The following is a 12,659-nucleotide window of genomic DNA, read 5'->3' on the forward strand; positions in this document are numbered from 1 at the left end:
TCAGCCCTTAAGGCTGCTCGGCCACAGGACGAACGCGTCGCGGTCCGACTCCGCCCCGATACGCCGGAACAGCTCGGCCGCTTCGGTGCCGGGGACGGCGGCGCCGTTCCAGCTGTCGACCACGATTTTGCGCAGTCCCGACTGCCTCAGCATGACGCGTACCGCTTCGAGCACGACTTCCGCCTCCCCGCGTTCCGCCTTCAGCCATTCCGGATCGATCGTGACAAATCGTTTGCCGTTATTTTCGATCCAAAGCACCCAGCGTCCCCGCCGAAACACGAGAAAATTCCCTGGCTTGCGGGCAAAGGCGACCTTCTGCCGCTCCGGCCATTTGAGCAGCGCTCCGTACGGATTCGCCGGATCGACCGAAGACAGCACGACCGTTTGTCCCTCCGCCTGTACGTTTAGCTGCCGCAAACGCTCGACCGTATCGGGAGCGGCCACCTGCATGTACGGCAAGCCACGAATCCAAAATCCTCTCGCCAGCATGCCCCAATCCTCCAGCTTCCGGATCGTATCCTGCAGCCTGTCCGTCTCGCCCGGCACATGCTTCGCAATGACGTCGCGGGTGATGATGCCGAAGCTTTGCAGCAAGTGATGCACCCAGGCGACGACCATTTTCTCGGGCGAGATCTCCTCCGTCGCGGCAGCCGCGCTCCCAAACGCCGCCATCCCCGCTCCCGGTTCCGCGTCTGTAGCCGCCACCGCATACCATCTGCCCAAGCCGGACTGGAAGCCCTTGCGCGACGTTTTCGCGCCGGAGCCTGTCCCGTGCAGCCGGATCGGGGCGAACTGGTCGTTCGACACCCGTCCCTCCCAGACGAGCCGCATGAGCCGTTCCATCAGCTCGGACGGCGCGTATCCCGTATCCCGGCTGAGCCCGGTGAGAAAGCTCGCCCCCTTGCGCCCCAGCAGGTCGAGCAATTCCGGCTCGGACGACGGCCCGGCGACGCGTCCTTCAGCGGCCAGCAGCTCCTTCGACTCGGTCAAATAAAACGCGATCCGCCCATCCTTCTCTCCCTCCTCCTTGCGCCCGAACCAAACCGCTTCGCCCGAGGCGCACAGCAGGTCGAGCATATCTTTCTTGTAATCGGTCACGCGGGCGGGGAATACGAACGATTCCCAGTGCGAGATCGGCAAATACATCCCTTGCAGCCGCGCGATCGCTTGACGCAAGCCGTCCATGCCGCTCAGGCGGCTCTCCGGCAGCACATATTGGAGTGCGAGCAGCATTTGAAAATAACGGTCCGGCTCGACCGGCTCCGCGCGTTTGCGCATTTGCCCGACGCTGAAGCGCAGCAGCCGGGAGGAGGCGCTGCGGCTCGTCCATAGCGGCTCCTCGGGCGACTTCGCAAAAGGCGAGCGCTCGATCGTAGAATCGTCGATCCAATGCCGAATCCAACGCTCCGCCAGTTCGATCGAAAGTCCGAACCGCTCCGCCAGCTGTTCCGCCGTGAACGCAATTTGCCGGTCCGCGTAACGCCTGAGCACGAAGGAGGAGGAGGCTTCATCGGCCGGAAACGCGGCGTAAGTGTCCTTCTCGTCGGCGCATATCCATCTCCGCTCGCCAGCCATCGAGATTTCCGCGACCTGCCTGTTTCCCCGCAGCCCCGCAAGCGCTTCATCGGCTGAGACTCCTTCCCCCAGCCTACTGCGGATTTCGCCGAACGACAGATCGCCCTGCCGCTTCAGCAGCCGAAGCAGACGTTCGGCCGGAGGAATCCGGCTGAGCCATTCGCCGCCGCGGTCCTCCGTCTCTCCCGCTTCCTTCTCCGTTCCGCCGCTCACGGCAGCAGGGGAAAACCTCCCGTCGATCCACGCCTGCGCCTCCTCCGCATCCATCGCCTGCTGAAACGCCGCCGGCTCGAAAAATTGCCCGGCCAGCTGCTTGTTCACCGAGAGCAGCCGGTACTGGATATCCTCAGACACCGCGTCCGACTCGTACATGAGCGTATTGACATTTTCCCATACGAACTGGGCGGCGAACGGCGACGGGTAACCGACGTTCCGGACGTCGATAAGCACCCTGCCCTCCCCGATATCCCGGAACAGCTCCTTGACGCGCTCCGGGTCGAGCGATTCGTACATCGAGATGCGCATCGCCTCGCGAATGAACGGGAACCTTCCGGCGTACGGCAGCGATTCCTCGAGCAGCCTCTCGCTCCGCATCCGCTGCTTCCAGAGCGGGACGCGCGAGAACCCGCGTGCGAGCAGCAGCGACGTTCCGGCCAGATGGCGAAACGTTATGCCGAACAACGGCGAGGACGGAAGCGCCTCCGCAAGCAGCTCCTCCAGATTATACTCCTGGACGCTTCTCCACAAATCGGCGTATTCCGGGCTCCATTCCGGAAAAATGAACTCGATTCCGTTATCCCGCACGTAGGCGTACAGCTTGCCGGCAACTCTCGTCTCGTACAACCTTTGCAGGGCAAGCATCCACGTCCGATTCGTCCGCCGTCCGAATATCGTATGCAGCACGAGATGATGCCGCTTGACGTCGTCCAAGTAATGCTCGACGACGATGCGCCTGCGGTTCGGAACCGAGCTGGCTGCCTTCTGGGCGTCGACCAGTCCGACCAGGGAGCTGGCGGCATGCTCATCCAGCATATACGTCCTCTGAAGCCAGGTTACCGTGACCGACTCGGACTCCGTATCCGCCCGCTCGTCCAGTTCCTCAAGCAGCTCGCCCACTTTGCACGACAGCTCGTGCGAGCGTCCGGGCCCGTCGCCGCGCCAGAACGGGATTTCGCTATAAGCGTTCGCTTCCACCTCGGAGGCATAGATGCGGTCGCCCTTGATCGACACGATCCGGTAAGATGCCGTTCCGAGCTGGAACACATCTCCCGGCCTGCTCTCGTGGATGTACTCTTCGTCCAGTTCGCCGATATGAACGCGCGCATCGGCGAGATAAACCGGGTAAGCGGAGCTTTGCGGTATCGTTCCGGCCCCGGTCAGTACCGCCGCATTCGTATGGCGCATTCCCTGCAGCAAGCCGGCATCGCGATCCCAAGTAAGCAGCGGACGGCAGTGCGGGTAAAACCCTGCCAGCACGTTCAGCGCCTCCAGCAGCCGCTCCCGCGACACTTCATGGAAGCTGTCGCTTCGCCTGTACAGGGCGAGCAGATCGTCCAGCTTCCATTCGAACGAGGCGACCATGGCCGCCGTCTGCTGACAAAATACGTCGATGGAACCCTCGGGAATGCAGATTCGCTCAATTCTGCGATCCGTAATTTCCCTCGCCAGCACGGCGCACTCCGCAAGCTGCCCGCGATGTCTGGCCATAATGATGCCCCGGCTCACATCGCCGACGGAATGGCCGGCACGGCCGATCCGCTGAATGCCCGAAGCGGCCGATTGCGGCGAATCGATCTGGATGACGAGGTCGACATGCCCGACGTCGATGCCGAGCTCGAGCGACGAAGTCGCAACGAGACAGCGGAGCGAGCCGTCTTTCAGCGCTTTTTCGGTCATCAGCCGCTTCTCCCGGGAAACGCTGCCGTGGTGGGACCTTGCCATTTCATGCCCGGCCATCTCGTTCAGATGAAGCGTCACCCGCTCGCACAACCTCCGGTTATTGACGAACACGAGGACGGAACGGCAGCCTTCCATCAGCTCCGTCAGCCGGGCGGCGATGACCGTCCAGATCTCGGAGCGTTTTCCTTTCGATGCGCGGATTTCCGGCATCGTCACGGAAATGTCGAACGTTTTGTCCATAGCGCTTTGCACAATCGTAACCGGGCGTGCCTGCATGCGATCCTTCTCCTCGCCGCCGCTGGCTTCGTCATGCCCGGTCGCTTCCGTCCAGCCTCCGAGATAACGGGCGACCCGTTCCATCGGGTTAATCGTCGCCGAGACGCCGATGCGCTGCAGCGGGCGGCCGCACCAGCTCTCGAGCCGCTCGAGCGTTACCGACAAATGCATGCCGCGCTTATCCTCCGCCAAGTCGTGGATTTCGTCGACTATGACCTTCTCCACCGTTCGCAGCGTCTGGCGCGCCTTCTCGGATGCCAGCAAAATGTACAGCGATTCCGGCGTCGTCACGAGCACGTCCGGCGGATGGCGCAGCATGGATGCCCTCGTGCTCTGCGTCGTATCTCCGGTTCGGACGCCCGCCGTAATGCTCGTCCACGGATTTCCGGTTTGCTCCTCGTAAAGCCGCCCGTACGGCTCCAGCTCCTTGATGAAGCCGAGCAGATGGTCGTGGATGTCGTTATTGAGCGCCTTCAGCGGAGTGACGTAGATCAGGCGCACTCCCCGCTCCGTATAAGTGTTTCTCGCAGCGGCTATTCCGTTCAGGCACGGAAGCAGCGCCGCCAGCGTTTTGCCCGAGCCGGTAGGAGCAGCGAGCAGCACATGCCGCCCCGATACAATCGGCTCCCACGTTCTCGTCTGGATATCGGTCGGATTTCCGAACTTGTCGCGGAACCATGCCCCCAGTACGGGATGGCAGCCCGGTCCGGGTCCGCCGCCTTGCCAAGCCTCGTTGTCCATCCTTTGTTCGCCTCCTCGGGTCGGAACGAATATATGTTCGATCATATCACAAAACGGCGAAATAGTAAGTTTGCTTTTAATCGTTTACAAGGCAGAAATAGGCTCGTCTTCGCCAGTCATAGTACCAGTATGGACAATTTTCCCATTCGTCAATGTTGCTGCGTAGCGGTAGCTTGTTTCGGGTACAAGCCCTTAGGAGAATACGAACACCACTACTTCGGGCTACGGACCCGGAACAACGCTATGTTCTCGTCCGGAACCGGGTTCGCTTCCAACCGCCGTGCCGGCTTAACGGAACAAAAGCTTCCGTTATTAACTAAAGCTCCACCCTTACCTGTCACTTAGCGGAACCAAATCATCCGCTATGCCCTCGGCAAAAGCCGGATTCGGCCCCCTCCGCAGGACTTAACGGAAAAAATGCTTCCGTTATCGCTCGGTTCCACCCTTCCCGGTACGGTTAACGGAACAAATGCTTCCGCTATGCCATACCGCTGGTTGTTCCACCAAGATAGCTCCCTTCCTTCCGTTCGCCCATGTTCGTTCATCAATGGTGCCGCAAGGCGCAGAATGCCTCTGTCGCCAAAAATGAACGACAGAACAAATTTTGCGAATAATGGTACAAAGAAAACGGCCGCCCGGTTTGTTATGATGGGGCTGTAGTTCCACTTGAGAACGGAAAGGAGCGCTGCCGCTTGGACCGACGAACCAATCAGGATGCGGCGAAACGCCCATCCCCGGAATCGGGATTGTCCGGCAAACGTCTTACCCGGAGAACGCTGCTGGCTTCGCTCGGAGTAGCTGGCGCTGCCGCCATGCTAGGTACCGCCGGCGCGGCAATTCGGCATTCGACGATTCAAAGTGCCCCCGGCGGCTCCGCCTACTCCGGAAACGCATCTCTTGCTTCTCCCGCAGCGGCTGCGGGCCTGCAATCGGAAATGGCTACGGCGTACCCGCAGGTCGATTTCGTCCGTCTGCTTCGGGATCATAATGAAACCGCTTCCGATTTATATGCCAAGGTGACCGGCAATCGCTCGCTCGAGGTGCTCGTTCCATTTAAAGGCAAACGGTGCGCCCACTACGCCTTCGCCAAAGATCCGAACGACGATTTTATCAAAATGCTTGGCGGCTCCGTCTCCCTGGTGGAGCCCGTGTTCGAGCGCACCGTGGCTATCGATTACGCGGCGCAAACGGGCACTTGGGTGACCGGATTCCCGCCGAACGAATATACGACCGAGATCGGGGCTACTTTCTCTTTCACGTTTGACGGAACCGGCTTCGATTTCCGGCATTACACCGATAATCGCGGCGGCGTATGGGAATTCGGCGTGGACGGTCAGCCGCTCGCAACCGTCAGCACCCATATCGACGCCGTTCCCGCCGGGCAAGTGACGGCCGGTATAGCGACGAGGCCGGTCGCGCGCGGCCTCTCCGCCGGAACGCATACCGTGATCGCCACGTTCCGGGGCGCGGACCCGGACCACGCTCCTTCGGGCGGTACGGCGCGGGGCTGGGTGCGGAGCGCGGTTCATCAAACGGCCAAGGACGACATATACCGGACAGCCTACGTGTATGGAAGCGGCGTTTCGCTGAATCCGGTCAAGCTGTTCGACGTCCTGCACTCGTGGAGCAACAAGGAATTCGCGCTGAGCATAACTCCTGCGGGATCCTCGCTGCCGAGCCAATTTTTGCCCGAGCATAGCAATATCGGCACTGTATTCGCCGTAGCGCAGCGCATCTATTTCGATCAAACGGAAATTACGAGCTGGACGGCCGAGCCGTCGCTGCGGCCCGTCAAGTCCGTCACAATCGTGCAGCAGCTTGTAGGCAGGCATCCTGCCGATCCGGCGAACCCACTCGCGGACATCAGCTGCGTGCATACTATAACGGCCCGAGGCGTATCGGTCAAAGCGAAAATCACCTGGCTGCGCGATGTCCTCATCAGTACCGGCTACGGCATGATGTTCCCCGTCTTCGGTTCGTTTGCGCGCACGCTTGTGACCGGATGCGGCAATAGCTATAACGCTACCGCGACCGACGGAAGCACGACCGACCTGACGGAAGGCGATCAGGCGGAAAGCTATGCCTTCATTCCGCGGGACGGCGGAACGAACGGAGCGCCCGATACGGTCGTCGCCATGACGATTCACGATAGCGCCAGAACGCTGCGCATGGGGCAGCCGGGACGAAGGCGCTCCGGCTCGATCCTGTGGCTCCAGCACCGCGATACGGAGATGCAGAAGCTGTATCCCCATGTATTTGACAACTACACGGCGGCAGCGGGAGAAACGTACGAAGCCGGGGGAACGTTTTTTATCGGCGAGCTGCCGCTTGCGGGTCGTTTTTACGGATAAACCGGGCATTCCCCGCGATTTAGTATGGAATTTTTTGTCTGGCGGCGTTATGATGAAGACGAGGAGTGATGTTAACGTGAACAATTCACATACCGCCTCTTCGTCAACAAGTGGCGAAGTGCACATTCCGGACGTTTCCGGGCAAACGGATTACGTTCGGCTTCTGCGGGAACATAGCATCGATACGGAAACGCTGTATGCGAGAGTAGGCGGGGACCGCCTGATCGAGGTGCTGCTGCCGATCGACGGAGCGCGAACCGCCCATTACGTCTTCGGTAAAGATCAGCACGACGACTTCATCCTGTTTCGCGACGGGGCAGTATCGGAGTGGAGCCGGACGATTGGTCCGGATGGCGCAGAATCGGTGACCGCGAACAAGAAGTTCGACGTGCTGAAGCCGTGGAGCAACAAGGAGTACGCCCTGAGCGTCTCTCCGGCGGGCAGCGGCTTCAAGGCGCAGTGGCTGCCCGAGCATAACCGGACGGGGACGGTGTTCGCCGTATCCCAGCAGCTTTATATCGACGATGCGGAGAAAGCGGAATGGAGCGAGGAGCAGGCGTTCAAGCCGGTACGGACCGTAAGAATCGAACAGCGCATGCTCGGGATTCATCCGGACGAGCCGACGGCTCCCGTCGCAGAAATCGATTGCACACATCTCGTGGACCATAACGGGGTTCATGTCCGCTCCGTCGTCCGCTGGCTGCGCCCCGTAACGATCGGAGCCGGATACGGCGTAATGGTTCCAGTGGACGGCGCGTTCGCGGGCGAGCTATACACCGGCCTTGGGCATCGATACGACGCTACCGCCACTGACGGAAGCAGAACGAATCTGCGCGATAACGACGAGGCCGTCAGCTATGCGTTCGTATCTCGGCCGGAGAAAACTGGAGAGGCCGCAGACTTCGCCGCCGCGATGACCGTTCGCAACATCGCCGCCACATTCCGTTACGACCAGCCGGGACGGCGGACCGAAGAGTCCGTTGTTTGGCTGCAGCACCGCAATGCGGGGATTCAGAAGCTGTATCCCCATGTATTCGCCCATCACACGGCCGAAGCGGGCGACGTGTACGAGGCTTCGGGCACTTATTATGTCGGTATGTGGCCGGCCGGGGCCAGGACCTTAACGGAATAAACGGCCCCGATACGCACAAAGGGGCGGGATTCGCACCGTTTCATGCGGTGCCTCCCGCCCCTGCTTTATGCCTAAATTCCAGCCGTACGAGCCCGTTCCGTTCGGAAACCGTCGGCTTCGCGGCGATCTCCCTTTATTCCCTTCCCCGTTCAGCGAATTTCCCCGTTCGAAGCAAAGCGGACCGCACGGCTCACCAGCGGCGGCAGCACCGATACGTGACCTTCATCCGGAAACTCATGGAAACGGAGCTTCAGCCCTTTCCCCTCCAGCGGCGCGAGACGTTCGGCAAGCTCCCTGGCGTTATCGACCATCCGGCTCTTATGGCTGCCTTCCAGTCCCCCTACGCCTATAAACAGCGAAGCCTCCACTCCCTGCGCGTTACATCTGCGGACGAAATCGCGCTCCTCCTCGTCGAACAGACGCCTGCTCCAATGAATCGACGGACTGCCGGCGATATACGTCCGGAAAGCGGACGGCTTCGTAAACAGCGTGTGCAGCACGAAAAGCCCTCCGAGCGAATGGCCGAACAATGCCGTCTTCGACCGGTCTACCGGATATTCGCGCTCGATGACCGGCTTCAACTCCTGCTCGATAAACCGCAGAAACGCATCCGCTCCGCCGTGCTTCGGCCAAGGCGAGCCGTCCGGCCTCGCGGGCAGCTCGGACACGTCCGCCGGCAGCGTGTAATCATAATAGCGGCCCGGCGCAAAAGGCACCTCCGCGTTGTAGCCGATGCCGACAATCAGCATCGGGATGACCCCGCTTTTCTCCGGACGGTTCCCTTGCACCCGCACCGCTTCCGTCAGCGTACCGAATACGGAGTTCGGATCAAGCGTATACAGAACGGGGTAACCTCCCTCGGGCGGCGGCGACGCCGGCACCGACACGAATATCCGATACTCGCGTTTTTCCTCCTGCGACACCATATCCCACTGCGCGGTACGGGGAATCGTAACCCCGCGCTTGGACACGCCCCCGGCAGCTTGATGCCTATTTTCCTGATTCGTTAAACTCACCGTAGCTCATTCCTCCATTTCCGTACGGTTCGATTCGAACCGCTACCGTCAGCTTTTTCTTTTTTGCCGATACAACAAATAAATGAAATACGGAACGCCGAGAATGGCGACAACGATGCCGACCGGAATCTCCGAAGGAGCTACGAGCGTCCTGCCGATTAAGTCGGATACCATGACGAGCAAGGCACCCACGATGGCGCAAACCGGCAGCAAACGAAGGTGCGAATGCCCTACGAGACGCCTCGCGATATGGGGAGCCATCAGGCCGATGAAGCCGACGCCGCCGGAAACGGACACGCAGGCGCCGACAATGCCGATGCTGCTGACCAGAAGCCATGTTTTTTCTTTGCCGGAGCTTACGCCCACGCTTCTCGCGCTGTTCTCATCCAGCTGAAACAAGTCGAGGATATAGCTTTTTCGGATCATGACCGGGAGAAACATGACAAACCAGGGCAGCATCGACACGATGTATTTCCAGTTTGCGTTGTAGATGCTCCCGGATGTCCATACCGTGGCCATCTCGAAATCTTTCGCGTTCATCTTAAGCGTCAAGAACAGCGAAACGGCCCCGAGACCCGAACCGATGGCGATCCCCGTCAGCAGCAGCCGCTGCGAATCCAGCTTGCCATTTTTCCACGCGAACAAAAAAATGAGCAGCGCGGCGAGCAGGCCGCCCGTCAGCCCAAACAGCGGCATAGCGAGAACGGCCGCCCAGCCTTTCGCCTTAACACTGCCTTGAAAGAAAAACAAAAAGATGACCATAGCCGCGCCGGCTCCGGCGTTAATACCTAGGATGCCCGGATCGGCCAGCCCGTTGCGCGTCACGCCCTGGATAACCGCGCCCGCCATGCCGAGCCCGGCTCCGACGAGAATGGCGATCACGATACGCGGTAGGCGGAATTCGAATATGACCAGATCGAGATCCTTTTGCGGTGCGATACGAAGCAGGGTGCCGAACACGTCGCGAACAGACATGTCGAACGCGCCGTTTGACATGCTGATGTACAGTGTCGCAACAATCAGCCCGAGCCCGGCAAATAAAACGGTGTACAAACGCCTCCTCGACTTGTTAGGCATGTTTGCCGCCCCCTCTCGTCCTGATCAAATAAAGGAAGAAAGGAACGCCGAGAATCGCCGTCACGACTCCGACCGGCATTTCGTAAGGGTAGTTCAGGAAACGCGCCAGCACGTCGCACAGCGCCAGGAACAGTCCGCCGAGTACGCCGGCGAGCGGAATAATGCGGGTGTAATTGACTCCGGTCAAAAAACGCGCAATATGAGGAACGATCAGGCCGACAAAGCCGATTTTGCCCGCGAGAGCGACGGCGATGCCGGTAAGGATAACGACGCTCCCGGTCGCCGCGAATTTGATCATCGTCGTTTTTTGTCCCAGGCCGGTCGCCAATTCGTCGCCCAGCGACAAAATCGTAATCGACTTCGATAGCCAGATGGCGACGGCGATCCCCACTATCGCGAAAGGTATGGCCAGCTTGATGAGACCGGGGTCCATCTGATGCAGCCTGGCGTTATACCAGAAACTGATATTTTGCGATACCTGGAAATAAATCGAGATCGCCGAGGATATGCTGCTCAGGAACGTGCCGATAATGGTGCCTAGTATCGCCATCCTGACCGGCGACATTCCTCCCGGCAGCAGGCTCGCCATCGAGAGGACGAGCACGATGCTGAACGCCGAACCTACGAACGAATACAGGATCATTTCCAGCGAAGTAGAGTTCGGCAAAAACACCATGCACAGCGTAATCGCAAACGCCGACCCGTCGGAAACGCCCATAATGGAAGGGGACGCGAGATCGTTTCTCGTCATCCCCTGCATCAGCGCCCCCGATATGGCCAGGAACGCTCCGATCAGCAGCGCCCCCACGACCCGGGGCAATCTCGAATGCATAATGATCTGATGATTGACGTTGCCCGGATCGAAGTGCAGCAGCGCGTCGCGGACGACGCCCGCATCGATCTGCTTCGCCCCGTACAGGATCGACAGCAGCATCGTGAGGGCGATCAGAACCGGCGAGCACCACATCACCAGGGCGAAGAAGGAAACCTTGGATCGCATATCGCGTTAGCTCATTTCGTTGGAATGATATTGCTCTTCTTGACGCCTTCCAGGAATGCCGCTTTGCTGTACAAGGTGCCGCCTTGCGCCAGCGGATCGACGATATTTACATATACATGGTCGTTTTTGACGGCATTGATGCTTTTCCAGATCGGATTGTTCTTGAGATCGTCGAGCGCCTTCGGCGTATCCTTATTTTCGTCTTCGGCGAATTGAACGAACACGTAGTCCGGGTTCATCTCGGAAAACTTCTCGAGCGAAATAAGCTGCTGCGCTTTCGCCTGCTTTACTTCTTCCGGAACGGCAGCGCCCAATTCCTCATAAACCGACGGGTTGAAGAACACATCCGCCGGATAAATGTACAGGCTGCCCGTACGAATGCGGACGGTTACGACTTTTTTGTCCTTGAACACGGGGGCTACTTTCTCCCGCAGCGTTTTGACGTCACTGTTGTAGGCTTGCAGCGCCTGCTTCGCCTGCTCCTGCTTGCCCGTCAATTCCCCAAGCAAATTCAAGTTCGCCTGCCAGTCGGTCGATATATGCGACACCGGAATCGTAGTCGAAACCTTCTCGAGCTTTTCTCCCGTTTCCGCAGGAAACTTCGTGCTGCTTAGGATAACGTCCGGCTTCAGCTTCAAAATCGTCTCGATGCTGGGCTGCGTTTTTTCACCGATCCCTTGCGTGGTATCCGTAATTTTGGCGAACATGGCGGGAAATTTGCCGCCGACCGTAATTGCGCCGACTGGTTTGACGCCGAGTACAAGCGCGTCCTCCATCGATTCCAGCGCTCCCGTGATGACGATTTTGTCCGACTTGGCCGGAACTGTATATTCTTTACCCAGATAAGTTACTTTTTTCGTGGTTGCCGCTGTGGAACCGGTTATGGCTGCTGGGGCGGACGCTCCCGTTGTTTTGCCTGCATCTCCCGCAGCGCCTGCGTTTGTTTTCGTCTCTTCCTTGGCGCCGCATGCCGCGATTCCCAGCATCAGTACCGATGTTACCCCCAACAAGCTTATCTTCTTGAACAACATGAATGTTTCCCTCTCCCTATGTTTAGTTTCGAAACAGATGGTGCAGCGCCTCTGGAAACCGCTCCGTAAACGCCGATAAGTCATGATCCGCTCCTTGCCCGAAGGCGAACATCACGTCTTCCGGACGGAAGCCCTTCTCCAGCAGCAATTGAAACGCTTGCTCGTTTCGCCTAACCATGTCTTTCTGAATGTTCGTTTTCTTCGCGCCTTCTTCGCTTCCCACGTACAAATAGTACCGGCTGTCCGTCATCGGCAGCGGCGCCTTGCGCAAATAGTCGATGAAGTCCTCGTACCAGAACGAGCCCGAAATCGAGCCGATCCGGCCAAAAACGTCGGGACGCAAACCCGCTGCAAAGACCGATACGAGCCCTCCTAACGATGTGCCGATCATACCGGTATGTCCGCGATCCGCTTTCGTCCGGTACACCCGGTCGATGTACGGCTTTACCCGTTCGGCGACAAACGTGACATAAACCGCTCCGTTTCCCCCCGAAATCGGGGAAGCGCTCGGCCAGCCTGGCGGCCGGCCACGGCGTATATTCATGCCGCCGCTCCTTCGGC

8 protein-coding genes are annotated in these 12,659 nt (G+C 59.3%); 2 read left to right on the forward strand and 6 right to left on the reverse strand.

What is annotated here, in order from left to right:
• Window positions 1-4,491, reverse strand: coding sequence for a DEAD/DEAH box helicase (locus tag D7M11_RS12255; protein ID WP_120747499.1), 4,491 nt, complete (start codon window positions 4,489-4,491; stop codon window positions 1-3).
• A gap of 692 nt (window positions 4,492-5,183) precedes the next feature.
• On the opposite strand from D7M11_RS12255, the gene D7M11_RS12260 reads away from it, so the two are divergent.
• Window positions 5,184-6,842, forward strand: coding sequence for a hypothetical protein (locus D7M11_RS12260; RefSeq protein ID WP_120747500.1), 1,659 nt, complete (start codon window positions 5,184-5,186; stop codon window positions 6,840-6,842).
• A 76-nt stretch (window positions 6,843-6,918) separates the two neighbouring features.
• Window positions 6,919-7,974: a hypothetical protein gene (locus D7M11_RS12265; RefSeq protein WP_120747501.1), complete on the forward strand. Its 1,056-nt coding sequence runs from the start codon at window positions 6,919-6,921 to the stop codon at window positions 7,972-7,974.
• A gap of 149 nt (window positions 7,975-8,123) precedes the next feature.
• On the opposite strand, the gene D7M11_RS12270 is transcribed toward D7M11_RS12265, so the two are convergent.
• The 5 genes from D7M11_RS12270 to D7M11_RS12290 are packed head-to-tail and all read right to left on the reverse strand — an operon-like array spanning window position 8,124 to window position 12,642.
• Window positions 8,124-8,990: an alpha/beta hydrolase gene (locus tag D7M11_RS12270; protein ID WP_240041071.1), complete on the reverse strand. Its 867-nt coding sequence runs from the start codon at window positions 8,988-8,990 to the stop codon at window positions 8,124-8,126.
• 48 nt (window positions 8,991-9,038) lie between these two features.
• A complete protein-coding gene (locus D7M11_RS12275) occupies window positions 9,039-10,067 on the reverse strand; it encodes a FecCD family ABC transporter permease (RefSeq protein WP_120747502.1) in 1,029 nt (342 codons plus the stop codon).
• Window positions 10,060-11,067 (reverse strand): FecCD family ABC transporter permease, encoded by a 1,008-nt coding sequence (locus tag D7M11_RS12280; protein ID WP_120747503.1) that lies wholly within the window; start codon window positions 11,065-11,067, stop codon window positions 10,060-10,062. Before D7M11_RS12280 ends, D7M11_RS12275 begins: the two co-directional genes overlap by 8 nt.
• An 11-nt stretch (window positions 11,068-11,078) precedes the next feature.
• Entirely contained in the window at window positions 11,079-12,098 is a 1,020-nt protein-coding gene (locus D7M11_RS12285; RefSeq protein ID WP_120747504.1) for an iron-hydroxamate ABC transporter substrate-binding protein, read from the reverse strand.
• Between the two features lie 22 nt (window positions 12,099-12,120).
• Entirely contained in the window at window positions 12,121-12,642 is a 522-nt protein-coding gene (locus D7M11_RS12290) for an alpha/beta hydrolase (protein WP_120747505.1), read from the reverse strand.
• Between the last annotated feature and the right edge of the window lie 17 nt (window positions 12,643-12,659).

The organism is Paenibacillus ginsengarvi (assembly GCF_003626695.1).
GTDB lineage: Bacteria > Bacillota > Bacilli > Paenibacillales > NBRC-103111 > Paenibacillus_AB > Paenibacillus_AB ginsengarvi.

Coding starts and splice junctions, on each gene's coding strand:
- D7M11_RS12255 (WP_120747499.1), bottom strand. CDS start 4,491: ATGGACAACGAGGCTTGGCAAGGCGGCGGACCCGGACCGGGCTGCCAT.
- D7M11_RS12275 (WP_120747502.1), bottom strand. CDS start 10,067: ATGCCTAACAAGTCGAGGAGGCGTTTGTACACCGTTTTATTTGCCGGG.
- D7M11_RS12280 (WP_120747503.1), bottom strand. CDS start 11,067: ATGCGATCCAAGGTTTCCTTCTTCGCCCTGGTGATGTGGTGCTCGCCG.
- D7M11_RS12285 (WP_120747504.1), bottom strand. CDS start 12,098: ATGTTGTTCAAGAAGATAAGCTTGTTGGGGGTAACATCGGTACTGATG.
- D7M11_RS12290 (WP_120747505.1), bottom strand. CDS start 12,642: ATGAATATACGCCGTGGCCGGCCGCCAGGCTGGCCGAGCGCTTCCCCG.